This window comes from Streptomyces sp. JLYT201 (genome assembly GCF_059448825.1).
Map to the genome: position 1 here is coordinate 7426425 of NZ_CM182551.1, position 26529 is coordinate 7452953.

Sequence of the window (26529 nt, forward strand, 5' to 3'; positions counted from 1 at the left end):
AGCTAGCGGCCCAGCGGGCCGAGGATCGCAACACGCAGAGAGAGAGCACCACGACAGCCATGGCTGAGGCTCAGAACATTCCGGTGGGATCGACCACCGCCGGCACCATCGCGGTGGCCGCCGAGTCCACCGTCGCCACCCGTATGAGCGCGCCCCCGTCCTTCGACGTGGCGGACTTCCCGGTGCCGCACGGCCGCGAGGAGGAGTGGCGGTTCACCCCGCTGGAGCGCCTGCGCGGGCTGCACGACGGCACCGCCGTCGCCACCGGCGAGGGCGTCAAGGTCGAGGTCGAGGCCCCCGAGGGCGTCACCGTCGAGACCGTCGGCCGCGACGACGCGCGCCTGGGCCGGGCGGGCACCCCGGTGGACCGGATCGCCGCCCAGGCGTACTCGTCCTTCGAGAAGGCCTCGGTCGTCACCGTCCCCAAGGAGACGGTGCTCTCCGAGCCGATCCGCATCGCCGTGCACGGCGAGGGCGGGGTCGCCTTCGGCCACCAGGTCATCGAGCTGGGCGCGTTCGCCGAGGCCGTCGTCGTGATCGACCACTCCGGCGACGCGGTCCTCGCCGCCAACGTGGACTACGTCCTCGGTGACGGCGCCAAGCTCACCGTCGTCTCCGTACAGGACTGGGACGACAAGGCGGTGCACGTCGCGCAGCACAACGCGCTCGTGGGCCGCGACGCCTCCTTCAAGTCCGTGGTCGTCACCTTCGGCGGCGACGTCGTCCGCATCCACCCGCGCGTGGCGTACGCCGGCACGGGCGGCGAGGCCGAGCTGTTCGGCCTGTACTTCACGGACGCGGGCCAGCACCAGGAGCACCGCCTCCTGGTCGACCACAACGTCCCGCACTGCAAGTCCAACGTCGTCTACAAGGGCGCCCTTCAGGGCGACGCCGCGCACGCCGTGTGGATCGGTGACGTCCTCATCGAGGCCTCGGCCGAGGGCACCGACACCTACGAGATGAACCGCAACCTCGTCCTGACGGACGGCGCCCGGGTCGACTCGGTGCCGAACCTGGAGATCGAGACCGGCGAGATCGTCGGCGCGGGCCACGCGTCGGCGACCGGCCGCTTCGACGACGAGCAGCTGTTCTACCTGATGGCGCGCGGCATCCCGCAGCACGAGGCACGCCGCCTCGTGGTCCGCGGCTTCTTCGCCGAGCTCGTCCAGCAGATCGGTGTCGCCGACATCGAGGAGCGGCTCATCGCGAAGATCGAAGAGGAGCTGGAGGCGTCCGTCGCATGACGTTCGTACGCGCCTGTGGACTGAGCGAGCTGGAGGAGGACACCCCGAAGCGGGTGGAACTCGACGGCACGCCGGTCTCGGTCGTCCACACCGAGGGTGAGGTGTTCGCGATCCACGACATCTGCTCGCACGCGAACGTCTCGCTCTCCGAGGGCGAGGTGGAGGACTGCCAGATCGAGTGCTGGCTGCACGGCTCCGCGTTCGACCTCCGCACCGGCAAGCCGTCCGGCCTTCCCGCGACGCGCCCCGTCCCCGTTTACCCCGTAAAGATCGAAGGGGACGACGTGCTCGTCTCCCTCTCCCAGGAGTCCTGAGGCACCCATGGCAACGCTTGAAATCCGCGACCTGCACGTGACCGTCGAGGTCGAGAACGGCACCAAGGAAATCCTCAAGGGTGTCGACCTGACCGTGAAGCAGGGCGAGACGCACGCCATCATGGGCCCGAACGGCTCCGGCAAGTCGACCCTCGCCTACTCCATCGCGGGCCACCCCAAGTACACGATCACGCAGGGCACCGTCACCCTCGACGGCGAGGACGTCCTGGCGATGGAGGTCGACGAGCGTGCCCGCGCGGGCATGTTCCTCGCCATGCAGTACCCCGTCGAGGTCCCCGGCGTCTCCGTCTCCAACTTCCTGCGCACGTCGGCGACGGCGATCCGCGGCGAGGCCCCCAAGCTGCGCACCTGGGTGAAGGAGGTCAAGGAGTCGATGGCCGGGCTCCAGATGGACCCGTCCTTCGCCGAGCGCAACGTGAACGAGGGCTTCTCCGGCGGTGAGAAGAAGCGCCACGAGATCCTCCAGATGGAGCTCCTCAAGCCGAAGATCGCGATCCTCGACGAGACCGACTCCGGCCTGGACGTCGACGCCCTGCGCGTCGTCTCCGAGGGCGTCAACCGCGTCCGGGACACGGGCGAGGTGGGCACCCTGCTCATCACGCACTACACGCGCATCCTGCGCTACATCAAGCCCGACTTCGTCCACGTGTTCGCGAACGGGCGCATCGCCGAGTCCGGCGGCCCCGAGCTCGCCGACAAGCTGGAGGCCGAGGGCTACGAGGCTTACGTGAAGGGAGGCGCGTCCGCGTGACACAGCTGCCGGGTCTCCTCGACACCGAGGCGCTCCGCAAGGACTTCCCGATCCTGGAGCGCTCGCTCCACGACGGCAAGAAGCTCGTCTATCTGGACAACGCGGCCACGTCCCAGACCCCGCGCCAGGTCATCGACGTACTCAGCGAGTACTACGAGCAGCACAACGCCAACGTCCACCGCGGCGTGCACGTCCTCGCCGAGGAGGCCACGGCGCTGTACGAGGGCGCCCGTGACAAGGTCGCGGCGTTCATCAACGCGCCGAGCCGCGACGAGGTGATCTTCACCAAGAACGCCTCGGAATCGCTCAACCTCGTGGCCAACATGCTCGGCTGGGCCGACGAGCCCTACCGCGTGGACCACGACACCGAGATCGTCATCACGGAGATGGAGCACCACTCCAACATCGTGCCGTGGCAGCTGCTCTCGCAGCGCACGGGCGCGAAGCTGAAGTGGTTCGGCCTCACCGACGACGGCCGGCTCGACCTGTCGAACATCGAAGAGGTCATCACGGAGAAGACGAAGATCGTCTCCTTCGTCCTGGTCTCCAACATCCTGGGCACGGTCAACCCGGTCGAGGCGATCGTGCGCCGCGCCCAGGAGGTCGGCGCGCTCGTCCTGATCGACGCCTCCCAGGCCGCGCCGCACATGCCGCTGGACGTGCAGGCCCTCCAGGCCGACTTCGTGGCCTTCACCGGCCACAAGATGTGCGGTCCGACGGGCATCGGCGTGCTGTGGGGCCGCCAGGAGCTTCTGGAGGACCTCCCCCCGTTCCTCGGCGGCGGCGAGATGATCGAGACGGTGTCCATGCACTCCTCGACCTACGCCCCCGCGCCGCACAAGTTCGAGGCGGGTACGCCCCCGATCGCGCAGGCCGTCGGCCTCGGCGCGGCCGTGGACTACCTCACGGCCATCGGCATGGACAAGATCGAGCGGCACGAGCACGCGATCACCGAGTACGCGGTGAAGCGCCTGCTCGAGGTCCCGGACCTGAAGATCATCGGCCCGTCCACGGCCGAGGACCGGGGCGCCGCGATCTCCTTCACGCTCGGCGACATCCACCCGCACGACGTGGGCCAGGTCCTCGACGAGCAGGGCATCGCGGTCCGGGTCGGCCACCACTGCGCCCGCCCCGTGTGCCTGCGCTACGGAATTCCCGCGACCACGCGAGCGTCGTTCTATCTGTACTCCACGCCCGGCGAGATCGACGCCCTGGTCGACGGCCTGGAGCACGTACGGAACTTCTTCGGCTGAGGGGCTGGCTCGGAGTGAAGCTGGATTCGATGTACCAGGACGTGATCCTGGACCACTACAAGCACCCGCACGGGCGTGGTCTGCGCGACGGCGACGCCGAGGTGCACCACGTCAACCCGACGTGCGGCGACGAGATCACGCTGCGCGTCAAGTACGAGGGCTCGCGCATCAGCGACGTGTCGTACGAGGGCCAGGGCTGCTCCATCAGCCAGGCCAGCGCGTCCGTCCTGAACGAGCTGCTCGTCGGCAAGGAGCTCGCCGAGGCGCAGAAGATCCAGGCCGTGTTCCTGGAGCTGATGCAGTCCAAGGGCAAGCTGGAGCCGGACGACGCGATGGAGGAGGTCCTGGAGGACGCGGTCGCGTTCGCCGGGGTCTCCAAGTACCCCGCGCGCGTGAAGTGTGCTCTGCTGAGCTGGATGGCGTGGAAGGACGCGACGGCGCAGGCCCTGGGGGCCGACGTCGACGCCGAAAGGAAGACGGCATGAGCGAGAACACTGTGGCTTCTGAAGAGGGCCTCACGACCAAGCCCGCCTCGGAGGAAGAGGTCCGCGAGGCGCTCTACGACGTCGTCGACCCCGAGCTGGGCATCGACGTCGTCAACCTGGGCCTGATCTACGGCATCCACGTCGACGACGCCAACATCGCCACCATCGACATGACGCTCACCTCGGCGGCCTGCCCGCTGACCGACGTCATCGAGGACCAGGCGAAGTCCGCCACGGACGGCATCGTCAACGAGCTCCGGATCAACTGGGTCTGGATGCCGCCGTGGGGCCCCGACAAGATCACCGACGACGGCCGCGAGCAGCTGCGGGCGCTCGGCTTCAACGTCTGAGGTCCCCTCCGGAGCAGCGTGCTCCCCGGGCTTGCGAGGCCCCCGCGCCCCCGGGCGCGGGGGCCTCGTGCCATGCCGGAACCCCTTCTTGTGTACAGCCGTACGCAACGATATGTACTCTCGTACGCATGGGATACGGACTGCTGGCCGCGGCCATCGCGGCGGAGGTGGCCGGGACGACGGCCATGAAGTACAGCGACGGGTTCAGCAGGCTGTGGCCCTCGCTGTTCACCGTGGTGGGGTACGTCCTGGCCTTCGCGCTGCTCGCCCAGACCCTGAAGACCCTTTCGGTGGGGACCGCCTATGCGATCTGGGCGGGGATCGGGACCGCCGCCGTCGCCGCCATCGGGATGCTGTTCTTGGGGGAGTCGACGAGCCTGGTGAAGTTCGCCGGGATCGCCCTGGTGATCGCCGGTGTCGTCGTGCTGAATCTGGGAGGGGCCCACTAGTGGGGCGGAGGTACGACCCCGAGCGGCGGCAGCGGATCATCGACGCGGCGATCCGCCTGGTGGGCCGGGAGGGAATCGCGGGCCTGAGCCACCGGTCCGTCGCCGCCGAGGCCGATGTGCCGCTGGGGTCCACGACGTACCACTTCAAGACGCTCGACGAGCTGCTCGTGGCCGCGCTGCGGCAGTGCGGCGAGGCGTACGCGAAGACGGTCGCCGCCCGCGGGCTGCTGCGGGGCCCCGGCGCCGATGTCGCGGGCGAGCTGGCCGCGCTGCTCGGGGAGTGGCTCCTCGGCCGCCGCCAGGGCGTGGAGCTGGAGTACGAGCTGTATCTGGCGGCCCTGCGCAGGCCCGTCCTGCGGCCCGTCGCGGGCGAGTGGTGCGGCGGCCTGATCGACCTGCTGCGGGAGCACACCGACACCGCCACCGCGCGCGGCCTGAGCGCGCTGATGGACGGCATCTGCCTCCAGGTGCTGCTCGCGGGGGACACTTACGACGAGGCCTACGCCCGGGAGATGTTCGGGCGGCTGCTGGTCGGGCCCGCCGCGGCGCGCGGCTGATCCGTGGGGCGCGGCTGATCCGCGGGGCCGCGCCTGAGACGGCCGCGCGGAGGGCCGGGCCGGCGTCGAGGGGCGGGCGGTCCGGCGGGGCCGCGCGCCCGACCGCGGGTGGTCCGGCGAGGGCTGGGCGCCGCGGTCCGGCGAGGGACGTGTGCTGCGGTCCGGCCATGGACGTGCCCCGCGGGCGGGGCGGGACCTGCGCTGTGAGCAGGGGCAGGGGCAGGGGCAGGGGCAGGGCGGGGCGGGGCCGGGGTGTGCCCCGTGGGCGGGCGTGTGCCGCGGGGCGTGGGCTGCGCGGGCCGCGGGTGGGTGCCGGTTCGCTTCCGCGGGGGCGGCCCGGTTAGGTTTTCACCCATGACCGATACGACTGCTTCCCGCACCACCGGCGCCGTGGGCGCCGGGCTCGCCACCATCGCCGCCGACGGCACCGTGCTCGACACCTGGTTCCCCGCCCCCGAGCTCGTCGACGAGCCGGGTCCCGCCGGGAGCGAGCGGCTGAGCGCCGAGCGTGCCGTGGAGCTGCTCGGCGAGGGCGCCGCGAAGGCGATCGGCCCGGACGCCCGCCGCGGTGTGGAGGTCGTCGCCGTCCGTACGGTCATCGCCTCGCTCGACGAGAAGCCGCTGGACGCGCACGACGTCTACCTGCGTCTGCACCTGCTCAGCCACCGCCTGATCAAGCCGCACGGCGCCAGCCTGGACGGGATGTTCGGCTTCCTCGCCAACGTCGCCTGGACCTCGCTGGGCCCGGTCGCCGTCGACGACCTGGAGAAGGTCCGGCTGAACGCCCGGGCCGAGGGCCTGCACCTGGCGGTGACGAGCGTCGACAAGTTCCCGCGCATGACGGACTACGTCGCCCCCAAGGGCGTCCGCATCGGCGACGCCGATCGCGTCCGCCTCGGCGCGCACCTCGCCGAGGGCACCACCGTGATGCACGAGGGCTTCGTGAACTTCAACGCGGGCACGCTCGGCACCTCCATGGTCGAGGGCCGCATCTCCGCCGGCGTCGTCGTCGGCGACGGCTCCGACATCGGCGGCGGCGCCTCCACCATGGGCACCCTGTCCGGCGGCGGCAACGTCCGCATCGTCATCGGCGAGCGCTGCCTGATCGGCGCCGAGGCGGGCGTCGGCATCGCGCTCGGCGACGAGTGCGTCGTCGAGGCGGGCCTGTACGTCACGGCCGGTACGCGCGTGACCATGCCCGACGGACAGATCGTCAAGGCCCGTGAGCTGTCCGGCGCCTCGAATATCCTCTTCCGCCGCAACTCGGTCACCGGCGCGGTCGAGGCGCGGCCCAACAACGCGGTGTGGGGCGGGCTCAACGACGTGCTGCACAGTCACAACTGAGTGGTTCCTGGGGCGCGGTGTTCTTCTGCGGGCCGTCAGTGGCTGGTCGCGCCCACGCGGCGGAGCCGCAGATGTCACCGCACCGCGCCCCTTCGGGGGCGCGGGGGTGACCCCTCCTTTGCGTATGCTGCGCGAAACGGAGGGGAGATCCACGTGAACAGAGCAGGAACGAAGACCGTTGCTTCGGTGGGTGCGGCGGTCGTGGTGCTGATCGCCGGGTGCGGCCAGGGCGTGGCCGAGGACGCGGGCGGCAGCGCGGTCAAGAAGCCCCAGGGGAGCCACAGCTACAAGCTCCAGCACTCCGACATCCACTGGAGCGGCTCCCCGACGCCGTACGAGTCCCAGGTGAAGCTCCCGGACGGCCGCCGCGTCGCCATGCACTACCTGAAGAAGAAGGGCCTGTACGTCCAGGACTACAGCCCCAAGGCGCGCGGCTGGTCCAAGCCCAAGGCCGTGTACCGCACCAAGACCGACGTGTGCCAGGGCATCACGCTCAAGGTCAGGGCCGGTACCGTCGCGGCGATCGCCGACTGGGGGACCTACTGCTACGACGGCGAGCCGCCCCAGGAGTCGCTCGCCGCGGTCGCCACCGGGCGCCTGACCAAGTGGGACCGCCACCTCACCAAGGGCTTCGACGGCTGGGCCAGGGCCGACATCACCAAGAACGGCAAGCAGGTCACGTTCAAGTACCACGCGGACCGGCTGACCTGGACCAAGGGGAAGGGCTTCGGCCCCAAGCACTGACCACACGCACCGCACTTCTCAGGACCCGCGTCGCGCCCCAGGCATAGCGACGCGGGTCCTCGCACGTCATCCACAGCAGAGGGGGCAGTGAGGCCGCCGGAGAAGAGAAGGTGACGATGGATGCCGAAAGCCAGGACCGCTTCCGGGAGTTCGTGGAGAGCCGATCCGGCGCCCTGCTGAGGACCGCCGTCCTGCTCAGCGGCGGCGACCGGCACGCCGCGGAGGACCTGCTGCAGAACGCCCTGGTGAAGGTCGCCGACCGGTGGAGCAGGCTCGACGAGCCCGAGGCGTACGTCCGGCAGGTCCTCTACCGGCAGCAGGTCAGCCGCTGGCGGCTGAAGTGGCCGCGCCGCGAGGTGGCCGTCGCCGAGCCCCCGGAGCGGGCGGGCGACGGCGGGGAGGGCGCCGCCGAACTGCGCGTCGTGATGCGCGGCGCGCTCGCCCGGCTCACCGCGCGCCAGCGCTCCGTGCTCGTCCTGCGGTACTTCGAGGACCTGCCGGAGGCCGACGTGGCCCGGATCCTCGGCTGCTCCGTCGGCACGGTCCGCAGCACCGCGCACCGCTCGCTGGCCCGGCTGCGCGCCCTCGCGCCCGAGCTCGCGGCGCTCGGCCCGGCGCCCGCCGAGACCGCGCCGCCCCGTGACATCTCACCTGTGGAGGTACGTCCGTGAACGTAGAGCAGCTGGTGCGCGAGGCGCTCCAGGAGGAGGCCGCGGCGGGCGGCACGCCACGGGGCGACCTCGCCGACCGGGTCCTGACCGCCCGGCGGCGGCGCAACCGGCGCGGCGTCGCCGGGGCCGCCGCCGTGACGGCGGCCCTCGTCGCCGCGATCCTGACGGTGCCGGAGATGGGCGACGGCCGGGAGACGGCGAGCCCGGCGAGCGAGTCGATCACCGGGGACGTGGTGGGCCACCCCGACCAGTCGCCGCCGCGCGACCTGATCGCGGCCGGGAACACCGCCGTGTCCGGCTACTTCACCAGCCGCGCGGTCAAGCAGTCGAACGGTCAAGAGCTGTTCACCCGCTACTACACCGTGCTCGACCAGAAGACGGGCAGGTACAAGGCGCTCGACACGAAGTGGGCCTGGGCCGCCGTGGCGCCCGGGATGCGCACCGCCGCCGTCCTGGAGGGCGAACTGCCCGCCTGGCGCATCGGCCTGCTCGACCTCGTGACCGGGAAGGTGGAGCGCTGGATCCCCACGAACCGCCCGGTCGCGGGCGTCGAGTGGTCCCCCGACGGCAAGCGCCTCGTGGCGACCTCCTACAGCAAGAACCCCGACCGGATCGACCGCCCGAGAAGCAACCGCACCGGCTTCTACGTCATCGACGCGGGCTCGGGCGAGGTCGGCCCCTTCCGGACGCTGCGGCAGCCGAAGCCGGACAAGTGGGGCAACTACCACGGCAACTCCCGCGAGGACGTCGGCTGGAGCCACGACGGCACCAAGCTGTACGTCGAGCGGCCCAAGACCAGCGGCGGCAAGTCCGACAACCGCGCGTGGTACACCACGTCCGGCGTGAAGACGGCCCCGCCCGCCGGGGAGCGGTTCGGGGGCTGGTCCCAGGCCGGTCTGTCGCCCGACGGGAAGCACGTCGCGGTCGACGGAGACTCCGACGGCTCCTGGATCGTCAACGCGACGACCGGCCAGAAGGTCGGCCTCGTGCCCGGCATGCAGCCGCTCGCCTGGGCCGACAGCAAGCGCCTCATCACCATCGGCTGCGACCCCAAGAGGTGCAGCGGCAAGAACGAGTACCGCAGCCAGCTGCTGCTCGTCACCGTCGGCAGCAAGAGGGCCGTGCCGCTGAGCGGCTTCCGCAAGGCGTCCGCCGACTACCTCGGGCGCTGGGTGCCGCTGACCGCCGCCCGCTGATCCGTCACCGCGGCCCGTCGACCCTCCCGGTCGGCGGGCCGCGGGGGCGCGCGAGCGGGAAGTCGGGACGCGCCGGTGCCAACGCGCCCCCGAATGCGTCACCATGGCGGGAGCCAGGCGAACACGTCCGTCGCGTACCGCGCGTACAGGAGGCAGCATGAGGCTGGGCAAGGCACTCGCCACCGGAATCGCCGAGGAAGAGCCCCGCGGGAGCGCGGCGGCCGACGAAGAGACCCCCGAGCTCGTCCTGGACGCCGAGGAGCGGGAGGCGGCCGCCGCGCACGAGGTGACCGTCGGCCGATGAGCCTCCGGCTTCCCGAGGAACGCCCGAAGGAGCCGCCGACCGGATACAAGATCGCCCACCCGATGCTGTCCCACGACGGCACCCGGGCCGCCTTCACCGGCATCTCCCTGGGCGGCAGCCTGCCCTACGGCGTGCTCGACGAGGCCCGCTGCGCCTACGGCAGACGGCACCGCGCGCCGCACCGGCGCTGCGACTGCGGCTTCCACAGCGTGCACGCCCGCGCCGAGGCCGAGGGGCTGCTGTGCACCGCCGAGCACCGCACGGCCGCCCTGCTGCGCGTCGCGGTGCTCGGCGCGTACATCCGCTTCGAACGGGGCTATCGCTCCGCGCGCCAGCGGGTCCGCTCGGTGACCGTGCAGCCCTGCGACTGCGGCGCGGCCGCCACGGGCCTCGCCGACGCGGGCTGGGGCAGACCCGGCTGGCGGGCCCTCGAAGGGGTGTGCGGCCGGTGCGGGCGCGGCGGCGGCCGGGCGGCGGTGACCCTGGCCGGGTTCGCGGCCGCGGCGGGCGAGGGGCTGCGGGTGACCGCCGCCCCCGCGGTGTCCGGGCCGGGCCCCGCGGGACTGGGCCTGCCCGAGCTGGCCGCGGAGGCGGCTCTGCTCCAGGCCCGCCTCGACTGGTTCCAGAGCGAGTTGGGGCGGCTGCGCGAGCCGGACTAGGGGCGCGGGCCGCTCCCCGGGGGCGCGCGGAGGGGGCGCCTGGGCGAGGAGGGGCGGGCGGTGGCCGGAGTGCGCCGCGGGCGCCGACGCCTCGTTGACGGAGCGCTCGACTCCGCAGGACCCTCGGGCCATGACCTCGCATCCGTACGCGCGGTACGTCGCCGTCGGAGACAGCCGTACCGAAGGGCTCGGCGACGGTGACGAACACCGCGGCTACCGTGGCTGGGCCGACCGGCTCGCGGAGATCCTCGCCGTCGGCCACCCGGACTTCTCGTACGCCAACCTCGCGGTGCGCGGCCGCGTCACGGAGCGGGTGAAGGACGACCAGCTCGCGCCCGCCCTGGCCCTGAAGCCGGACCTCGCGACCGTGGTGGCCGGGGTCGACGACCTGGTCGGGCCGGGCTACGACGCGGCGCGCACGGCCCGCGCCATGGAGGAGATGTTCGCCGAACTCACCGGGGCGGGCGCCTGCGTGGCCACGGTGACCATCCCCGACATCGGCCGCATCGCCCCGCTCGCCCGCCGCGCGCAGCCCCGCGTGATGGACCTCAACGCCCGCATCCGCGCGGCCGCCGACCGGCACGGCGTCGTCGTGCTCGACCTGTTCCCGCAGCGGATCACGGCCGACCCGCGGCTGTGGAGCCGCGACCGGATGCACGCGAGCCCGCTCGGCCACGCCCGGATCGCCGCGGGCGTCGCCGACGCGCTCGGCATCCCCGGGTACGCGGACTGGGCCCGGCCGCTGCCGCCGCTGGCGCCGGTCTCCGCGATCGGCGGCGCGGCGCAGGAGGTGCGGTGGCTCGCGGGGGCGGCGGGGCCGTGGGTGCGGCGGCGGGCCTGGCGGTGGCGCGTGCCGCGCAACGACGGGCACACCGCGAAGCGCCCGGGCCTCGACGTGGTGACGCTGTCGGAACGGGCTTGACTTCAACCTTGGTTGACCTTGGAACGTAGGAGGTGCGGCCGGCCGAACGGCGGGCCCGCCCCCTACTGACCTCGGAGGACCCGATGACGCAGCGCCTGACCACGCCCCCCGCCCCGCTCGCCGGGGACGCGGGCCTGACCTTCTTCAGCACCTGGCGCCTCGGCACGCCCGAGCGGCAGCGGGCCGCGGCCGACGCGATCGCCCGCGCCTGGGAGAGCCGGGAGTGGCCGCACGAGGGGCTGCTGTCGTACAGCGTGTACGAGGGCCTCGACGGCCAGACCCTGATGCACCACTCGCAGTGGCGCGACGAGCAGGCCTACCAGGACTTCTTCGCGCGGGGGCGCGACGAGCGGAACGCGGAGATCGACGCGGCCGTGCCGGGCATCGAGCGGGTCGGTCTGACGAAGACGAGCCGCTACCGGAGCGTGGGCTCGGGAGCGGGCGTGCCCACGGGCTTCACGACGGTCGAGGCCGACCTCGAAGGGGCGGACCCCGACCGTCGCCGGGGCTGGGCGGACGCCTCGCTGGCCGCGCACGCCGGGGTGCCCGGCCTCGTCGCCGCGCACGCGCACCTGAGTACGGACGGGACGCGGGGCCTCACGTACGCGCAGTGGACGCAGGAGGCCGGGGGCGCGGTGGCGGACGGCACCCTGAAGCGGTACCGGTTCGCCTTCGGCGTGGCGCCTACGGCTTGAAGCGGATGACCTGGGGGTCGTGGTCGCTGTTCTGGTCGGCGAACTCGGCGTTCACGTGGACGCTGTCGTAGGCGAAGCGGCCGACGCCCGGGCTGACCAGGATCTGGTCGAGGACCTGGGAGTTGCCCTGGTAGACGTAGGAGTAGCGCTCGGCGCGGGGCAGGGACTCGATGCCCGCGCGCAGCGCGCCGCCCGCCTCCAGGGCCTGCGTGGCCGGGGAGAACTCGAAGTCGTTGATGTCGCCGACGACCACGACGTCCGCGTTCCGCTCGGCCGCGCGGACCTTGCGCACGAAGGCGTTGACCGCCGTGGCCTGCTTCACGCGCTGGACCTCGGAGGAGCGGGCCGGCGGCTGGTGGTGGGAGGTCAGGGACTCGTCGCCGCCCTTGGACGCGAAGTGGTTGGCGACCACGAAGACGGTCCTGCCGCGGAAGGTGAACTCGCCCGCGAGCGGCTTGCGGCTGTTGGTCCACGCCTCGTTGGCCGGGTCGATCCGGCCGGGCGAGCGGGTGAGCGCGGCGCGCTTGCCCTCGCGCACGACGTCCGTCGGCGTGGTCGCGTCGCCGCCCGGGCGGTCGGTGAAGGACACCCGCTCGGGGTTGTAGAGGAAGACCTGGCGGATGTTGCCGCCGGGCTCGCCGCCGTCCTTGTTGTTCTCCGGGTCGACCGAGCGCCACGCGTAGCGCGGGCCGCCCGCGGCGGCGATGGCGTCCGTGAACTTCTTCAGGGTCACGTCGGCGGCCACCGTGCCGTCGTTCTTCGCGCCGCTGTTGTCCTGGATCTCCTCCAGGGCCACGATGTCCGGCGAGGCGAGGTTCGTGACCACCGCCTGCGCGAGCGCGTCGAACTTGGCCTGCGGGTCGCCCGGGTCCAGGTTCTCCACGTTGTACGTCGCCACGGCCAGCTCGCGCTCGCGCTGCGGCCGGGTCCGCTCCCGCTCCAGGCCCTTGCGCACGACCTCGCCGAGGGAGCGCGCGGCGAGCGTGTACCCGCCGAACTGGTTGAAGTCCAGCGGCCCTTCGGTGGTCCCGGTCAGGGCGTCCCCGACGTCCGCCTTCGGGAACGGCCGCTCGGAGACCGGGGCCAGCTGCTGGATCTGGAGCCGCCCGGTGTTCTGCGCCTCGTACGAGCCGTAGCGCGCGCCTCCGCGCCGGGTGGTGTTCTCGTGCGGCTTCACGGTCACCCAGAGCTCGTTGTACGGGTCGCTCGCGCCGACCACGCGCGAGGAGCCGACGCGTACGTTCATGCCCTCAAGGGACTCGTAGAGGTCCAGGGCGTACGCGCGGGGCCGCAGCGGCAGCTTGTTGACGCTGTTGCCGTCGGCCGGGTCACCGGCGGGCGCGTACGCGGACGGCACCGACTTGGCGCTGATCGTGACGGGGGCGGGCAGTTCGTTGCCCGAGGACTCGACGGTCACGGTCGGCTTGGTGAGCTGCGTGAGCGACTGGTTGCCGGAGGCGGCGCCGCCGGGGACGTACTCGGTGACCGTGCCGGAGACGCGGACCGCGTCGCCCGCCTTCACGGTCGGCGCGGTGCCGGTGTAGACGAAGACGCCCTCGCTGGTGGCCGGGTCGTCGTCCGCCTTCGCGTCCTGGATCCAGAAGCCCTTCGAGCCGTACGTCCGCACTCCGGTGACGATGCCCGGCACGTCGGCGACCTGCTGACCCGCGAGCGGGGACAGGCGCGTGCCGCCCTGGACGTCGTGCACGCGCACCTCGTCGGAGTCCGGGGCCGCGGAGGAGGCCGACGAGCTGGTCGCGGCGAGCAGACCGGCGGCGAGGGCGGTGGCGACGACCGTGCTCACGGCGGCGGACCTGGGCATGCGGGACCGGGATATGTGGGACATCGAGGACTCCGGAGTTCGGGGTTGAGGGGCAGAGGGCACGCGGCTCGGGGAGGTGGCGCTCTACGCGCGTCAATCTCCGGTGCGACCAGGGGAGTTGTCAAGGTCGGAGCGGTGTCCCGTGCCTGTACGTTTCCTGACAGGTACATGAACCAAGACAAAGAGACCCAAGCGAGGCGCCGCGGGCGCCGCGGGTGGAGCGCCCCGTAGGGGCGCGGGGAACTGCGCGATCGGCCACGACGCATCCGCAGACGAGGGATGGGCGGAGACCTGGGTGGAGTGCCCTGTAGGGGCGCGGGGAACTGCGCGATCGGCCACGATGCACCCGCAGGCGACGGACGGGCGGAGGCCCGGGGGTGGGGGCGCGGAGGCGTCGGGGGGAGTGGGGCCCGGGATGTGTCCCGGGGGGGCCGGGCCCGGGGGCGCGGTGGGCGGTGACGGGGCAAACCCGTCTACGCTGCACGCAGCAGACCCGTACCCCGTCAGGCCCGTCAGGAGAACCAGCCGATGTCCCAAAGCCCCGCCACCCTGCCGCCGGTGCTGCTGCACTCAGAAGCGGAGCTCGCGCGGGACGCGCTCGCGACCCCCCTGCTCGCCCGCGCCGTGCGGCTCGCCCGCTGGGCCGGGCCCGACACGCGGGTCGGCGCGGGCGGCGAGCTCGTCGACGAGCAGCTGCCCGCGGCGGCGGCCGAGCTCGGGCTCGTCGACGGGGCGGACGGCCTGGAGACCGGGGACGCGGCGGCGTACGCGAGCGAGGCCTGGCGGGTCGCCGTCGACACCGGCCTCGTCGAGGTCGAGGACGCCGACGAGGACGACGCCGAGGGCACCGTCACCACCGGCGAGGACCTCGCCCTGATCACCTCGGGCGGGCCGCAGGACGTCCTCGGCATCTGGCTCGGCGCCCTGGACACCGTCTTCGCCGACGCCACGGTGCCCGACCTGGAGGACCTCGTCGACGCCATCCAGGGCGGCGGCGAGATCGACTTCGCCGAGCTGGGCTGGGACCCGCAGGCCGAGGCCGAGTTCCTGGAGGGCGTCCTCGGCAATCTGTATCTGCTGACCGTCAGCGAGGGCGCCCCCGAGGACGGCGCGGTGCCGCTGCCCGCGCTCGCCGCGTCCATGATCGTGCCGGACGACATGGGCGAGCCCACCGACGACATCCTGGAGCAGGTCTCCGACGCGATGATGCGGCTCGACGACCAGTTCCGGATGTTCGAACCCGTCGGACTCGTCGAGTACCAGCCCGTGGACGAGGCCCTCATGGCGGACGTCGACGAGGCCGCGGAGGCCGCCGGGACCGCGGGGGAGCCGCTGCCCCCCGTCGACGACGAGGACGTCACGCGCTACGGCATGGTCAGGCTGACGCCGCTCGGCCTGTACGGGGTGCGGGCGCGGATGCTGGAGGCCGGGGTCGACGCGCCCGCCGTCGGCGACCTCGCGGACAAGGGCGCCGACTCGCTGCTCGACGCCACCGCAGCGTTCCCGCGGGCCGCCGCGCAGGCCGAGATCGAGCGGTGGCTCGACGGGCGCGAGCCGCTGGCCGCGGCCCGGGAGCTGCTGGCCGCCGCGCGCGGGGCGGACGAGGGCGCGCCGCTGCGGCGGCTCCACTGCCAGCAGGCGCTCTCCCTCGTCGGGGGCGCGGCCGAGCCCGCCCTGCGCGAGGTCCTCGACGACGCCGAACTCGGCGGGCTCGCCCGGGTGTGGCTCGCCGAGCACGGGGCCGCCGACGTGCCCGCCCCCTCCGAGGGCATGGTCTTCTGGCTGACCATCGACACGGTCGCGGCACAGCTGGCGGCCGAGGGGAACTCCGACGAGCTGCGCGCGCTCGTCGAGGGGCTCGCCGCCCAGCACAGCGGGTTCTTCGCCGCGGCGTGGCGGGTCGACCACCCCGCCACGGCGGAGGTCCTGGAGGCGATGGGGCGGCTGCACTCGGACAAGAAGGTGGCCAAGGAGGCCCGCAAGGCGGCCTTCAAGGCCAGGTCGCAACAGGGCTAGCCCCACCCGGGCAGGGGCCCTGCGGCGCCGGGGCCCACCCGGGCAGGGCTTTCTCCCGCCCGCCCCTCCATCGCGCCGGCGCGCTCGTCATCGAACGCCGGACGGGCTGAATCCGCCGGTCACGCGCCGCCGTCCGTCGCCGGACGACGGCGTGCAAGCCGCCAGGTCGGGTCACCGCCCCGGTCGCCGGGGCAGGTACGGGTGGGCGGGTGGGAGAACACCCCGCCGCGGGAGCGGCGGGGGCCTGTGCTGCCGGGCCGGCCCGAGGCCTAGCACTCGTAGCGGGTCGTGTGGCGGAACGACGACGTGGCGCCCTCGAAGCCGTACGTCCCCCGGTAGGCGGGCGGGTTCTGGTACTGCCCGACGATCGTGATCGTCGACGCGCAGGACCCCTGCCCCGCCCGCTTCGCGTCCAGGCGCAGCGTGTCGCCGATGTGGCCGCCGGTGATGTCCCACGGAGCACCGCAGATGCCCGAGGTGATCCGGCCGCCGATGACGACGTGCGGATAGGTGTTGGGGTTGTACGTCACCTCCATCGCGAAGGTGACCTGACCGTTGTGGAGGGTGAGCTCGCAGGCCGTCGCGACGGCCTCCGCGGACACCTCCAGCTGCGCGGGCGCGGCGAACGCCTCGTCACGGGTCTTGACCTGGGCGCCCTGCGGATTGAAGAAGTGGTGCTCCGCGCGGGCCCGGTCCTTCTGCTTGCGTGCCTGGGTGGTCATGGGGTGGGCTCTCCCTTCCCGGCCGTCAGGCCAGCTGCTCCGCTATCTCGACGCGCAGCAGCGCGCGGACGTTCTCGATGTGGTTGATCACGGTGACCGTCGACGAGCCGGCGAAGAGCAGCCCGAGGGCCACGTTGTCGAAGGTGGTCACCAGGGACCCGGAGTCGCCGCCCGCGGAGATGTTCGTGGTGAGGATCTGGTCCTTGAACCGGGCGGTGCCCGCCGTGCCGTAGTTGACGTCGATGGTCGCGTCGACGGAGATGACCCGGCCGAAGCTGATGTTGGTGGTGCGGCCCGACTTCTTCACGCGGTCGCCCACCGCCACATTGGTCTTGCGCCGCCAGGCGCGCGGCGCCCCGCTGAAGTACTGCTCACGCGTGGCGTCCTGGAAGTCCACGGCCGCGAGGGCCGCGTCGACCACGTTGTTGTGCCGGTCGAGCGGGATCTGCGGGGCGAACTGGATGGTGATGAAGCGCTCCAGGGTCGCGATGCGGTCGGCGGGGTCCTGGCCCCCGTCGAAGACGCCCGGCTGCACGACGGGGCTGCCGAGCTGGGCCCGGTTGGAGTCGGCGAGCACGTGGTTGTTGGACAGGATGTAGAACTTCGCCGGTACGCCGAGGCCCGCGGCGGGCGGGTCGACGGAGGCGCCGGGCAGGAAGTCGTAGACGACGCTGCCGAGGGTGCCCGCGGTCACGCGGACGTTGCCGACGGAGAAGCCGGAGGGGCACGGCCGCATCCGCCGCTTGAGCAGCTGCGGCTCGAACGCGCCGAGTCCGCCGGGCTCTTCGAGCCGCGGCTGTCCGAGGCCCGCGAGCTGTTCGCCGATGCCGTCACCGTCGTACGCGCGCCGCCCGCGGTTCTCGGCCCGCACGCCGGTGCGCTGCTGCCGCTGGGCGGCGACGTGGCCGACGGCGAGGACATCGGTGGGCGTGCCGTCGTCCATCTGCCGCGGGATCACATCCCGTTCGGGCAGCAGCGACTCCGGCACCTTCTGGGTCACGAAGACCAGGACGGCGGGCTCGCCGGTCGGCTCTCCCGAGGTCCACTTGACGCCGTGGCCGAAGCCGACGACGTTCGCGAGCGGCTCCTCGCGGCGCAGGAAGTCGCCGAGCGCCTGCTGCCGGGAGCTGTCACTGAGGGTGCCGCCGGTGGGTCCTCGCATCCATTCGGACTGGCTCACGCCAGACCACCCCTTTTCCTGAGTTTCCCCTGGCTGGAGGTACGAGGTCCGGAGCGTGCCGTCAGGAGTCGCCCTGTGCGCCGACGTCGCCGATCGCGAGGACGCGCACGGGGACGCCCTCCAGCGCGTCCGGGACCACGTCTTCGTCCCGGAGCCGGTCGCGCGGCACGCGGCGGGTGACGAAGACGATGATCACGTCCGCGCCCGAGCGCTCGTCCTTCCCGACGCCGACCCCGGTCACGTTGGCCAGCCTCATCAGCTGGTCCTCGTGCAGGTGGCGCGCCTGGCGTGCGTCCACTCCGGCTCGCCTCCCGCGTGGGTGATGCAGGTAGGGGTTGTGTATGGCCGGGGGCAACGGCGGTCAAGGCGGTCTGCGGTAAATCATGGCTTTACAGCCGGTCCGCGTCTGTTGACCTTGTTTACGAAGTCCCTTCCGACCAGTTACGCACCCGTCATCTTCGTACGGGGAAACGCCGGGTGCGCGGGTCCAGGCCCGGAGTGCTCACGTCCGCAAGTACGAGGCGCCGTTGAGGTCCATGACCGTGCCCGAGGCCCACTCCGCTGCGGGCGAGGCCAGCCAGAGCACCGCCGCCGCGATCTCCTCCGCGGTGCCCGTGCGCCCGAACGGGCTCTGCGCCCGGATGGCCTCGCCCTCCGCGCCACTGAGGCGGTGCGCGACTCGCTCGGTGGCGAAGAAGCCGGGCGCCACGGATGCCACCGCGATGCCGTGCGGCGCGAGCGCCACCGCGAGGGACTGGCCGAGCGCGTGCACGGCCGCCTTCGTCGCGCCGTACGCAGGGTGCTCGGGCTCGCCCCGGAAGGCGCCGCGCGAGCCGATGTTGACGATGCGCCCGCCCGTGCCCTGGCCGATCATCCGGTGCGCGGCGAGATGGCTGAGGTTCGCCGTGGCCAGCAGGTTGACGGCGGTGTGCCGCTGCCACAGGGCCGCCCAGTCCTCGTAGGAGGTGGTGGCGGGCGGGTGCGGCAGGTTCACGGCGGCGTTGTTGACGAGCACGTCGATGCCGCCGAGCGCCTCGGCCGCGCGGTCCGCGACGTCCTTCGCCCCCGCGGGGTCCGACAGATCGCCGCCGACCAGCGCGTGCCCGCTGCCCGCGAGCGAGTCGAGGGTCGCGCGCGCCTCCTCCTCGCGCGCCCCGAAGTGCACCGCCACGCGGTCGCCGTTGTCCGCGAACGCGCGGGCGAGGGCCCGGCCGAGCCCTCGTGAGGCGCCGCTGACCAGAACGCGACGGCCGGTGTGCTGCACAGTCATACGGATCTCCTGGTTCGCCGAGGGGTGGCACTGCTGGAACGCCACACTCCGGAAGTCGACCGCCGAAGTCGGACCGCGTTCAACCGCCGTTTATACGTGAGCGGGAATCTGGCGCCGGCAGCGGCCCGGCGGTACGCACACTCCGTGGGACAGGCCGAACGCCCGCATCCGCTCCCTCAGGCCCGAGGAGAAACCATGTCGCTCACCCGCAGGGACTTCGCCAGACGATCCGCGCTCACCGGGGCGGGCGTCGCGCTCGCCGGCAGCGTCGGCGCGCTCGCCACCGCGCCCGGCGCACTCGCCGCACAGGACCTCGACGTGGGCGGCGCGGCCGACGCGGACGGCCACGGCCACGGCGGGCCCGGCTACGGCCCGCTCGTGCCCGACCCCGCGGGCCTGCTCGCCCTGCCCGCCGGATTCTCGTACCGCGTCCTCACGTACAGCGGCAGGACCAAGCTGGAGACGGGCGAGTTCACGCCCTCCAACCACGACGGCACCGCCACCTTCGACGGACCGCGCGGGGTGACGCTGCTCGTCAACAACCACGAGCTGAGCGGCGCCCGCGCCAAGTGGAAGTACCCGGTCCCGCTCACCGAGGGACTCGTCTACGACCCGGCGGCCTCCGGCGGCTGCACCGTCGTCGAGCACCGGCGCGGCGGCCAGGTCGCCGAGTGGGTGGGCGTCGCGGGCACCAGCACCAACTGCGCGGGCGGCTCCACCCCGTGGGGCACCTGGCTGACCTGCGAGGAGACCGAGGACAAGGCCGGCCAGAACGGCATGACCAAGGACCACGGCTATGTCTTCGAGGTCGACCCCTACGACCGGCGCGCCAACCGCGATCCCCGGCCCGTCAAGGCCCTCGGCCGCTACGCCCACGAGGCCGTCGTCGTCGACCCCAAGCGCGGCCACCTGTATCTGACCGAGGACGCCGCGGGCCCCAACGGCCTGTTCTACCGCTGGACCCCGCCGCACGGCTTCAAGCACGGCCGCGGCAAGCTGCGCTCCCTCGCCGATGACGCGGGCGTCCTGAAGGCGCCCAAGTGCTTCGACTCCGGCGGCCGGTTCGTCGACGACCTGTCCAGGGCCACGAAGATCGGCACCGTGTACGGCGTCGACTGGGTGGAGGTCCCCGACCGCGACGCCCGCACCGTCTCGGTCCGCAAGCAGTTCGCCGCGGGCGCCGTCACGCGCGCCCGCAAGCTCGAAGGCATGTGGTGGGGCGACGGCGGCGCGTACATCGTCTCCTCGTACGCCCGTGCCGAGAGCCCCGGCGCGCAGCACGACGGGCAGGTGTGGTTCTACCACCCGGGCCGGCGCACCCTCACCCTGAAGGTGCTGCTCGGCGTGAACCAGGACCCCGGCAAGGACGGCGCCTTCGACGGGCCGGACAACATCACCGTCTCGCCCTACGGCGGGCTCGTCCTCGCCGAGGACGGCGACGGGATCCAGCACCTGTTCGGCGCGACCGAGCGCGGCCGCACCTACCCGATCGCCCGCAACGAACTCAACGAGGGCACGCCCGAGAAGCCCGCCTACAGCGAGTTCACCGGCGTCACCTTCTCGCCGGACGGCAAGATCCTGTACGCGAACATCCAGACCCCCGGCATCATGTTCGCGATCACCGGGCCGTGGCGGCGCCAGCGCCCCTGACCCCGGCCGCCCGGCCGAAGAGCGGGGGCCGGGACGCGTCCCGGCCCCCGCCCCGCCGTCGGCTACAGGGCCTGCGCGGCGGGCTTCACCATGCCGCGGACCGTGCGGGACTTCACGAAGTCGCCCATGGCGGTCATCTCCCACTCGCCGGAGAACTGGCGGATCAGCTTCGCCATCATGACGCCGGTCTGCGCCTCCGCGTTCGTCAGGTCGAAGCGGACCAGCTCCTCGCCGGTGGCCGCGTCGATGAGGCGGCAGTACGCCTTGGCGACCTCCGTGAACTTCTGGCCCGAGAACGAGTTCACGGTGAAGACCAGGCCGCTGACCTCCTGGGGGAGACGGCCGAGGTCCACGACGATCACCTCGTCGTCACCACCGCCCTCGCCGGTGAGATTGTCACCGGAGTGCTTGATGGAGCCGTGCAGGATCGACAGCTTGCCGAAGTAGCAGCTGTCGATGTGGTTGCGCTGCGGGCCGTACGCGATGACCGAGGCGTCCAGGTCGATGTCCTTGCCGCGGAACGCGGGCTCCCAGCCGAGGCCCATCTTGACCTGGGAGAGCAGCGGGCGGCCGCCCTTGACCAGCGACACCGTCTGGTTCTTCTGGAGGCTGACGCGGCCCTTGTCCAGATTGATCTTCCCGGCGCCGGGTGCGGGGGCGGCCGGGGCCGCGGCCGCGGGGGCCGGCGGGGCCGCGTGCTGCGGGGCCGCGGTGGGCGGCGGCGGGCCCTGGACCGGCGGGCCGGACGGGGGCGCCATGGCGGGGGCGGTGGGCGCCGGGGGCGCGGCGGCCGGAGTGGCCGGGGCGGGCTCCTCGACCGAGACGCCGAAGTCGGTGGCGATGCCCGCGAGGCCGTTCGCATAGCCCTGGCCGACCGCGCGGGCCTTCCAGGCGCCGTTGCGCAGATAGATCTCCACGATGACCAGGGCCGTCTCCGCGCCGAGCTGGGGCGGGGTGAAGGTGGCGAGGACCGAGCCGTCGTCCGCGTTGCGAATCGTGGCGGTGGGCTCGATGCCCTGGAAGGTCTGGCCCGCGGCGTCCGGGCTCGCCGTGACGACGATCTTCTCGATGCCCGGCGGGACGGCGCCGGTGTCCACCGTGATCGCGTCCGGTGTGCTGCCGCCGCCGGAGCGGTAGGCCACGCCGGGGCCCGTGGGCTGGTTGTAGAAGATGAAGTCGTCGTCGGAGCGCACCTTGCCGTCGGCGGTGAGCAGCAGGCCCGATACGTCTAGCCGCACGGGGGCGGAGACGTCCACGGCGACGCGGGTCGCGGCGAGCGGGATGTTCGAGCCGGGGGTCATAGCTGTCATGCCTGGGGTAACGAGCGGAGGGACTTTGCCGTTCCCTTACCTCGGTGCCATTTCCGCGCAGCCGAGTGACCCTCGCGGCGCGCCCCAGACCCGCCCCTCCCCGAACCAGGGGCCGCTGCCCCTGGGACCCTGCCCCCCAACGCGCTGACGCGCTTGTCCTCAAGCGCCGGACGGGCTGGATGGGTGCCGGTGCGGGCCGGATCTCGTCCGCGGGCCGGACTGATCCGCGGTCCGCGGACGACAGGCGGCCTGTGCCGGGGACTTTGAGCCCGTCCGGCGCTTGAGGACGAGGCGCGGAGCGCCGATGAATCCGCTCAGGGAAGCACCACGATCTTGCGGCCCTCGCCCGCCGCGAACTTCGCCAAGGCCTCCGGGTAGTCGGTCAGCGGCAGCCGGTCGCTGATGAAGACGTCGGGGTCGAGCACGCCGTTCGCGAAGAGTTCCGCGGCGCGCTCGTAGCTGTGCAGGACCGCCATGGAGCCGGTGATGGTGATCTCCTGGTTGTAGATGCGGTAGGGGTCGATCGCCACGCGGGTGTCGTAGTCGGCCACGCCGAACTGCAGGAACGTGCCGGCCTTGGCCACCCGGCCCAGGCCGTCCTGGATCGCCGCCGCGTTGCCCGTCGCGTCGACGACGATGTCCCACCTGCGCGGCCGGTCGAGCTCGTCGGCGCGCGTGGCCGCCCCCGTGACGCCGAGCTGCTTGGCCGTGGCGAGCCGGTCGGGGTTGACGTCGACGACGTCCACGCTGGCCGCCCCCGTCCGCTTGGCCAGCTCCAGCATCATCAGGCCCATGGTCCCGGAGCCGTAGATCAGCACGTGCGCCCCGAGCCGCGCGCGCAGCACGTCGTAGCCGCGCACCGCGCAGGAGAGGGGCTCGATGAGCGCCGCGTCCTGGGTGCGCACGTGGTCGGGGAGGCGTACGCAGTTGGCGACGGGAGCCACCGCGTACTGGGCGGCGCCCCCGGCCCGGGTGACGCCGATGGCCGCCCACCGCTCGCAGAGGTTGTTGTGGCCGGTGCGGCAGTAGCGGCACTCGTAGCAGTACAGGGAGGGGTCGACGGCGACGCGGTCGCCCACCCGCAGCTCCGTGACGCCGGTGCCGACGTCCACCACCGAGCCGGCGAACTCGTGCCCCGGCACGACGGGCAGCGTCGGGGCGAACTCGCCCTGGAGGATGTGCAGATCGGTCCCGCACAGGCCGCACGCGGCGACTTCGACGACGACGTCGCGCGGCCCCGGCGCGGGGTCGGGCACCTCGCCGACCACCGCGGTGCCGACGGACTCGATGATGGCGGCCTTCACTTGACGGCTCCCAACGACAGGCCCTGGACCAGCTTGTCCTGGGCGGCGAACCCCGCGGCGAGCACCGGCAGGGAGATGACGAGCGACGCGGCGCACACCTTCGCCAGGAACAGGCCCTGGCTGGTGATGAAGCCGGTCAGGAACACGGGTGCGGTCTGGGCGACGACGCCGGTGAGCACCCGGGCGAAGAGCAGTTCGTTCCAGCTGAAGATGAAGCAGATCAGGGAGGTCGCGGCGATGCCCGGCAGGGCGATGGGCGCGACGATCCGGGTCAGGACGGTGGGCAGTCGCGCACCGTCGACATGGGCGGCCTCGATGACGGCCACCGGCACCTCGGACAGGAACGACTGCATCATCCAGACGGCGATCGGCAGGTTCATCGAGGTGTAGAGGAGGACCAGGAGCCAGATGTTGTCGAGGAGGCCGGTGTTCTTGGCGAAGAGGTAGAGGGGCAGCAGGCCCGCCACCACCGGCAGCATCTTCGTGGAGAGGAAGAAGAAGAGGACGTCGGTCCACTTGCGGACCCGGCGCACGGACAGCGCGTACGCCGCGGGCAGCGCGAGGACCAGGACGAGGAGGGTGGACGCCGTCGACGCCACCAGGGAGTTGATCAGCGAGGGCCAGGGGCTCGCGCCGCCGCCCGCCCCGAAGAACTCGCGGTAGCCGTCCAGGGTGAGCGAGGCGGCGAGCGCGGGCGGGTTGGTCGCCGCGTCCTCCTCGGAGTGGAAGGACGTCAGGGCCATCCACGCGATCGGCAGGAAGAACACGATCCCGGCCAGCCACGCGGCGAGGCCGAGGCCGAGCCTCCTGGCACGGACCGCGCGGGGGGCCCGTGGGGCCCGTCGGGCGGCCGTGCCCGGCGCACCGGTCGTGCCCGGCGCACCGGTCGTGCCCGGCGCACCGGTCGTGCGTGAAGCATCGGTCATGCGCGGAACACCTCCTCGCGGAACAGCGACGACACCACGCGCAGCGCGAAGGTCGCGATGACGATCGACCCGATGACGACGAGCACCCCGGCGGCGGACGCCAGGCCGTTCTCGTGGGCCTGGTAGAAGCTCTGGTAGACGGTGTAGGGCAGGTTCGCGGTGCCCAGGCCGCCGGAGGTGATCGTGAAGACGGCGTCGAAGTTCTGCACGATGTAGATCGAGCCGAGCAGTGCGCCCAGTTCGAGGTAGCGGCGCAGATGGGGCAGCGTCAGATGGCGGAACACCTGCCAGTTGCCCGCGCCGTCCATGCGGGCCGCCTCGATGAGTTCGGGGTCGCGGCTCTGCAGCCCGGCGAGCAGGATCAGCATCATGAAGGGCGTCCACTGCCAGATCAGGGCCAGCTCGACGGCGATGAGCGGGGTGTCGGAGATCCAGTCGGGCTGGGCCGCGCCGTCCCCGCCCACCCAGTGCAGGACCCCGTTGAACAGGCCGTACTCCGGGTTGTAGAGGACGTGCTTCCACAGCAGGGCCGCCGCGACCGGCACGAGCAGGAACGGCGCGATGAGCAGGGTGCGCACCACGCCCCGGCCGCGGAACCTGCGGTCGAGGAGCAGCGCGAGGCCGAGCCCGGCGACGAGGCTGGTGAGGACGACCGTCGCCGTCAGGAGGACCGTCGTCAGCACGGACTTGCGCAGGTCGGCGTCCGCGAGGACCTCGTGGTAGTTGGCGAGGCCGGTGAACCTGCGCGCGTCCGGGTAGAGCGCGTTCCAGTCGAAGAACGAGATCACCAGGGTGGCCACGAACGGCAGTTGGGTCACGGCGATCATGAAGACGAGGGCGGGGAGCAGCGGGGCCCGGGTGACCCAGGCGCGCAGCCGGGGCGAGGGGCGCGGCGGGGAGCCGGGCACGCGCGGGGGCGTGCGGGTGGCTGTCGGTGCGGCGGTCATCGGCCCTCGTACTCCTCGGAGATCTTCTCGGCGAGGTCCTGGGCCCTGCCGAGGGCCGACGTGACGGAGGTGCGTCCGGCGATGGCCGCGCTGATCTCCTGCGAGACCTTCGTGCCGAGGTCGGTGAACTCGGGGATGCCGACGAACTGGATGCCGGGCGCGGGCCGCGGCTGCACGCCCGGGTCGCGCGGCCGCGCGCCCGCGATGGCGGCGCGGGTCACGCCCTGGAAGGCGGCCGCCGCCTTGCGGTAGCGCGGGTCGGCGTACGTGGAGGCGCGTTTGCCCGCGGGCACGTTGGACCAGCCGATCTTCTCGCCGACGAGTTCCTCGTACTCCTTGCCGGATGCCCAGGAGATGAACTTCCAGGCCTTGTCCTGGTTCCGGGAGGCCTTCTGCAGGCCCCAGGCCCAGGTGTAGAGCCAGCCGGAGCTCGGGGTGCGCTCCACGGGCGCGGCCACGTAGCCGATCTTCCCCTTGACCGGCGACGTGGCGGATTCGAGGGATCCGGCGGCGGCCGTGGCGTCGTACCACATGGCCGTCTTGCCCTGGGTGAGGTTGTTGAGGCACTCCGCGTACCCGGACTGCGCCGCCCCGGACTCTCCGTGCTCGCGTACGAGGTCCACGTAGAAGCGCGTGGCCCGTTCGAAGGCGGGGGAGTCGAGGCGGGCCTTCCAGTCCTTGTCGAACCAGGTGCCGCCGAAGGTGTTCACGACGGTCGTCAGGGGCGCCATGACCTCGCCCCAGCCGGGCAGGCCGCGCAGGCAGATGCCCTTTATGCCCGCCTCGGCGCCGTCGGCCCGGGCGGCGAGGCGGGCGACCTGGCGCCAGGTGGGGCGCGCGGGCATGGTGAGCCCGGCCTTGTCGAAGACGTCCTTGCGGTACATCAGGAACGACGACTCGCCGTAGAAGGGCTCTCCGTAGAGCTTGCCGTCCGCGCCGGTGAGGGACTGGCGCATCGGCGGCAGGATGTCGTCCTGGTCGAAGGCCCGGTCCTTGCGGGCGTAGGTGCCGAGCTCGTGCAGCCAGCCGTTCCTGGCGTAGATGGGTATCTCGTAGTTGCTGAGCGTCGCCACGTCGTACTGGCCGGCCTGGTTGGCGAAGTCCTGGCTGATCTTGTCGCGGACGTCGTTCTCGGGCAGCACGGTGAAGTTCACCTCGATCCCCGTCTCCTCGGTGAAGTGCGCGGCGGTGAGCTTCTGCAACTCGACCATCTGTGGGTTGTTCACCATCAGGACGTTGATGGCGTCGCCGCCGGACCCGGACCCGCCCGCGCCGGCCCAGCAGCCGGACAGCGACGGGACGAGCAGCGTCCCTGCGGCGGCAGCGGCGAGCAGGGGCCCGCGCCTCCGTCGGCTCTGGGTTCGCATGAATCGCTCCTGGGATAAAGGGGGTATTTGGGGTGCCGCAGGGCATGCGGGAGCCC

28 protein-coding genes are annotated in these 26529 nt (G+C 72.5%); 18 read left to right on the forward strand and 10 right to left on the reverse strand.

The genetic code is table 11. From position 1 onward, the window contains the following. Positions 1-59 precede the first annotated feature (59 nt). From sufD to AC5WAM_RS31560, 16 genes are all read left to right on the forward strand, one after another. Positions 60-1244: a Fe-S cluster assembly protein SufD gene (gene sufD, locus AC5WAM_RS31485; protein ID WP_366792339.1), complete on the forward strand. Its 1185-nt coding sequence runs from the start codon at positions 60-62 to the stop codon at positions 1242-1244. Next, on the forward strand, positions 1241-1558 hold the full coding sequence (locus AC5WAM_RS31490; protein WP_030687200.1) for a bifunctional 3-phenylpropionate/cinnamic acid dioxygenase ferredoxin subunit: 318 nt from the start codon (positions 1241-1243) through the stop codon (positions 1556-1558). Before sufD ends, AC5WAM_RS31490 begins: the two co-directional genes overlap by 4 nt. Before the next feature lie 7 nt (positions 1559-1565). Further along, the gene (gene sufC, locus AC5WAM_RS31495; protein ID WP_138959066.1) at positions 1566-2330 is read left to right on the forward strand and encodes a Fe-S cluster assembly ATPase SufC; all 765 of its coding nucleotides are present in this window, start codon (positions 1566-1568) and stop codon (positions 2328-2330) included. Continuing rightward, entirely contained in the window at positions 2327-3583 is a 1257-nt protein-coding gene (locus AC5WAM_RS31500) for a cysteine desulfurase (protein ID WP_138959065.1), read from the forward strand. Before sufC ends, AC5WAM_RS31500 begins: the two co-directional genes overlap by 4 nt. A gap of 14 nt (positions 3584-3597) precedes the next feature. Further along, positions 3598-4068 (forward strand): Fe-S cluster assembly sulfur transfer protein SufU, encoded by a 471-nt coding sequence (sufU, locus tag AC5WAM_RS31505; protein WP_366792340.1) that lies wholly within the window; start codon positions 3598-3600, stop codon positions 4066-4068. After that, positions 4065-4418: a metal-sulfur cluster assembly factor gene (locus AC5WAM_RS31510; RefSeq protein ID WP_138959063.1), complete on the forward strand. Its 354-nt coding sequence runs from the start codon at positions 4065-4067 to the stop codon at positions 4416-4418. The genes sufU and AC5WAM_RS31510 overlap by 4 nt, the downstream gene beginning before the upstream one ends. A gap of 128 nt (positions 4419-4546) precedes the next feature. Further along, the gene (locus AC5WAM_RS31515; protein ID WP_495519600.1) at positions 4547-4867 is read left to right on the forward strand and encodes a DMT family transporter; all 321 of its coding nucleotides are present in this window, start codon (positions 4547-4549) and stop codon (positions 4865-4867) included. Next, positions 4867-5424 carry a TetR/AcrR family transcriptional regulator gene (locus tag AC5WAM_RS31520; RefSeq protein ID WP_495519601.1) on the forward strand — a complete coding sequence of 186 codons (558 nt, stop codon included), beginning with the start codon at positions 4867-4869 and terminating at the stop codon, positions 5422-5424. The genes AC5WAM_RS31515 and AC5WAM_RS31520 overlap by 1 nt, the downstream gene beginning before the upstream one ends. Before the next feature lie 354 nt (positions 5425-5778). Continuing rightward, positions 5779-6768 carry a 2,3,4,5-tetrahydropyridine-2,6-dicarboxylate N-succinyltransferase gene (dapD, locus tag AC5WAM_RS31525; RefSeq protein ID WP_138959060.1) on the forward strand — a complete coding sequence of 330 codons (990 nt, stop codon included), beginning with the start codon at positions 5779-5781 and terminating at the stop codon, positions 6766-6768. Positions 6769-6921: 153 nt separating this feature from the next. After that, positions 6922-7512, forward strand: a complete 591-nt coding sequence (locus AC5WAM_RS31530; protein ID WP_366792343.1) for a hypothetical protein — start codon at positions 6922-6924, stop codon at positions 7510-7512. Between the two features lie 116 nt (positions 7513-7628). Further along, entirely contained in the window at positions 7629-8183 is a 555-nt protein-coding gene (locus AC5WAM_RS31535; protein WP_172386406.1) for a SigE family RNA polymerase sigma factor, read from the forward strand. Next, positions 8180-9379 carry a WD40 repeat domain-containing protein gene (locus tag AC5WAM_RS31540; RefSeq protein ID WP_366792344.1) on the forward strand — a complete coding sequence of 400 codons (1200 nt, stop codon included), beginning with the start codon at positions 8180-8182 and terminating at the stop codon, positions 9377-9379. Before AC5WAM_RS31535 ends, AC5WAM_RS31540 begins: the two co-directional genes overlap by 4 nt. Before the next feature lie 157 nt (positions 9380-9536). Beyond that, positions 9537-9683, forward strand: a complete 147-nt coding sequence (locus tag AC5WAM_RS31545; RefSeq protein ID WP_366792345.1) for a hypothetical protein — start codon at positions 9537-9539, stop codon at positions 9681-9683. Further along, a complete protein-coding gene (locus tag AC5WAM_RS31550; protein WP_495519602.1) occupies positions 9680-10342 on the forward strand; it encodes a hypothetical protein in 663 nt (220 codons plus the stop codon). The genes AC5WAM_RS31545 and AC5WAM_RS31550 overlap by 4 nt, the downstream gene beginning before the upstream one ends. Positions 10343-10472: 130 nt before the next feature. Further along, positions 10473-11264: an SGNH/GDSL hydrolase family protein gene (locus tag AC5WAM_RS31555; RefSeq protein WP_366792347.1), complete on the forward strand. Its 792-nt coding sequence runs from the start codon at positions 10473-10475 to the stop codon at positions 11262-11264. A gap of 83 nt (positions 11265-11347) precedes the next feature. Next, entirely contained in the window at positions 11348-11959 is a 612-nt protein-coding gene (locus AC5WAM_RS31560) for an antibiotic biosynthesis monooxygenase (RefSeq protein ID WP_366792348.1), read from the forward strand. Here the strand turns inward: AC5WAM_RS31560 and AC5WAM_RS31565 are convergent. Beyond that, positions 11949-13805 (reverse strand): DUF8508 domain-containing protein, encoded by a 1857-nt coding sequence (locus tag AC5WAM_RS31565; protein ID WP_495519603.1) that lies wholly within the window; start codon positions 13803-13805, stop codon positions 11949-11951. The genes AC5WAM_RS31560 and AC5WAM_RS31565 overlap by 11 nt on opposite strands. 504 nt (positions 13806-14309) lie before the next feature. Here AC5WAM_RS31565 and AC5WAM_RS31570 point away from each other — a divergent pair. Next, positions 14310-15797, forward strand: a complete 1488-nt coding sequence (locus AC5WAM_RS31570) for a hypothetical protein (protein ID WP_495519604.1) — start codon at positions 14310-14312, stop codon at positions 15795-15797. A 269-nt stretch (positions 15798-16066) separates the two neighbouring features. Here AC5WAM_RS31570 and AC5WAM_RS31575 read toward each other — a convergent pair whose 3' ends face one another. From AC5WAM_RS31575 to AC5WAM_RS31590, 4 genes are all read right to left on the reverse strand, one after another. Further along, positions 16067-16519, reverse strand: a complete 453-nt coding sequence (locus AC5WAM_RS31575; RefSeq protein WP_495519605.1) for a hypothetical protein — start codon at positions 16517-16519, stop codon at positions 16067-16069. Positions 16520-16544: 25 nt separating this feature from the next. Next, positions 16545-17699 (reverse strand): chymotrypsin family serine protease, encoded by a 1155-nt coding sequence (locus tag AC5WAM_RS31580; protein WP_495519606.1) that lies wholly within the window; start codon positions 17697-17699, stop codon positions 16545-16547. Between the two features lie 61 nt (positions 17700-17760). After that, entirely contained in the window at positions 17761-17997 is a 237-nt protein-coding gene (locus AC5WAM_RS31585) for a hypothetical protein (protein WP_495519607.1), read from the reverse strand. Between the two features lie 204 nt (positions 17998-18201). Further along, positions 18202-18969: an SDR family NAD(P)-dependent oxidoreductase gene (locus AC5WAM_RS31590; protein WP_495519608.1), complete on the reverse strand. Its 768-nt coding sequence runs from the start codon at positions 18967-18969 to the stop codon at positions 18202-18204. 195 nt (positions 18970-19164) lie between these two features. Between AC5WAM_RS31590 and AC5WAM_RS31595 the strand changes: the two genes are divergently transcribed. Next, a complete protein-coding gene (locus tag AC5WAM_RS31595; protein WP_495519609.1) occupies positions 19165-20619 on the forward strand; it encodes an alkaline phosphatase PhoX in 1455 nt (484 codons plus the stop codon). A 62-nt stretch (positions 20620-20681) separates the two neighbouring features. Here the strand turns inward: AC5WAM_RS31595 and AC5WAM_RS31600 are convergent, their stop codons facing one another. The 5 genes from AC5WAM_RS31600 to AC5WAM_RS31620 form a co-directional block, all read right to left on the reverse strand. Continuing rightward, complete coding sequence (locus AC5WAM_RS31600) at positions 20682-21920, reverse strand: TerD family protein (protein WP_495523682.1); 1239 nt, start codon at positions 21918-21920, stop codon at positions 20682-20684. A gap of 323 nt (positions 21921-22243) precedes the next feature. Then, complete coding sequence (locus AC5WAM_RS31605; RefSeq protein ID WP_366792356.1) at positions 22244-23233, reverse strand: zinc-dependent alcohol dehydrogenase family protein; 990 nt, start codon at positions 23231-23233, stop codon at positions 22244-22246. Next, positions 23230-24159: a carbohydrate ABC transporter permease gene (locus AC5WAM_RS31610; RefSeq protein ID WP_495519610.1), complete on the reverse strand. Its 930-nt coding sequence runs from the start codon at positions 24157-24159 to the stop codon at positions 23230-23232. Before AC5WAM_RS31610 ends, AC5WAM_RS31605 begins: the two co-directional genes overlap by 4 nt. After that, entirely contained in the window at positions 24156-25106 is a 951-nt protein-coding gene (locus tag AC5WAM_RS31615; RefSeq protein WP_495519611.1) for a carbohydrate ABC transporter permease, read from the reverse strand. Before AC5WAM_RS31615 ends, AC5WAM_RS31610 begins: the two co-directional genes overlap by 4 nt. Then, entirely contained in the window at positions 25103-26473 is a 1371-nt protein-coding gene (locus AC5WAM_RS31620) for an ABC transporter substrate-binding protein (RefSeq protein ID WP_495519612.1), read from the reverse strand. The genes AC5WAM_RS31615 and AC5WAM_RS31620 overlap by 4 nt, the downstream gene beginning before the upstream one ends. Positions 26474-26529 lie beyond the last annotated feature (56 nt).

Bases quoted from the DNA above. Each gene is read 5' to 3' on its own strand.
- AC5WAM_RS31620 (WP_495519612.1), bottom strand. From the start codon at position 26,473: ATGCGAACCCAGAGCCGACGGAGGCGCGGGCCCCTGCTCGCCGCTGCC.
- AC5WAM_RS31610 (WP_495519610.1), bottom strand. From the start codon at position 24,159: ATGACCGATGCTTCACGCACGACCGGTGCGCCGGGCACGACCGGTGCG.
- AC5WAM_RS31565 (WP_495519603.1), bottom strand. From the start codon at position 13,805: ATGTCCCACATATCCCGGTCCCGCATGCCCAGGTCCGCCGCCGTGAGC.
- AC5WAM_RS31550 (WP_495519602.1), top strand. From the start codon at position 9,680: ATGAGCCTCCGGCTTCCCGAGGAACGCCCGAAGGAGCCGCCGACCGGA.
- AC5WAM_RS31600 (WP_495523682.1), bottom strand. From the start codon at position 21,920: ATGACCCCCGGCTCGAACATCCCGCTCGCCGCGACCCGCGTCGCCGTG.
- AC5WAM_RS31595 (WP_495519609.1), top strand. From the start codon at position 19,165: ATGTCGCTCACCCGCAGGGACTTCGCCAGACGATCCGCGCTCACCGGG.
- AC5WAM_RS31515 (WP_495519600.1), top strand. From the start codon at position 4,547: ATGGGATACGGACTGCTGGCCGCGGCCATCGCGGCGGAGGTGGCCGGG.
- AC5WAM_RS31490 (WP_030687200.1), top strand. From the start codon at position 1,241: ATGACGTTCGTACGCGCCTGTGGACTGAGCGAGCTGGAGGAGGACACC.
- AC5WAM_RS31590 (WP_495519608.1), bottom strand. From the start codon at position 18,969: ATGACTGTGCAGCACACCGGCCGTCGCGTTCTGGTCAGCGGCGCCTCA.
- AC5WAM_RS31510 (WP_138959063.1), top strand. From the start codon at position 4,065: ATGAGCGAGAACACTGTGGCTTCTGAAGAGGGCCTCACGACCAAGCCC.
- dapD (WP_138959060.1), top strand. From the start codon at position 5,779: ATGACCGATACGACTGCTTCCCGCACCACCGGCGCCGTGGGCGCCGGG.
- AC5WAM_RS31555 (WP_366792347.1), top strand. From the start codon at position 10,473: ATGACCTCGCATCCGTACGCGCGGTACGTCGCCGTCGGAGACAGCCGT.
- AC5WAM_RS31570 (WP_495519604.1), top strand. From the start codon at position 14,310: ATGTCCCAAAGCCCCGCCACCCTGCCGCCGGTGCTGCTGCACTCAGAA.
- AC5WAM_RS31615 (WP_495519611.1), bottom strand. From the start codon at position 25,106: ATGACCGCCGCACCGACAGCCACCCGCACGCCCCCGCGCGTGCCCGGC.
- AC5WAM_RS31545 (WP_366792345.1), top strand. From the start codon at position 9,537: ATGAGGCTGGGCAAGGCACTCGCCACCGGAATCGCCGAGGAAGAGCCC.
- AC5WAM_RS31535 (WP_172386406.1), top strand. From the start codon at position 7,629: ATGGATGCCGAAAGCCAGGACCGCTTCCGGGAGTTCGTGGAGAGCCGA.
- AC5WAM_RS31560 (WP_366792348.1), top strand. From the start codon at position 11,348: ATGACGCAGCGCCTGACCACGCCCCCCGCCCCGCTCGCCGGGGACGCG.
- sufD (WP_366792339.1), top strand. From the start codon at position 60: ATGGCTGAGGCTCAGAACATTCCGGTGGGATCGACCACCGCCGGCACC.
- sufC (WP_138959066.1), top strand. From the start codon at position 1,566: ATGGCAACGCTTGAAATCCGCGACCTGCACGTGACCGTCGAGGTCGAG.
- AC5WAM_RS31575 (WP_495519605.1), bottom strand. From the start codon at position 16,519: ATGACCACCCAGGCACGCAAGCAGAAGGACCGGGCCCGCGCGGAGCAC.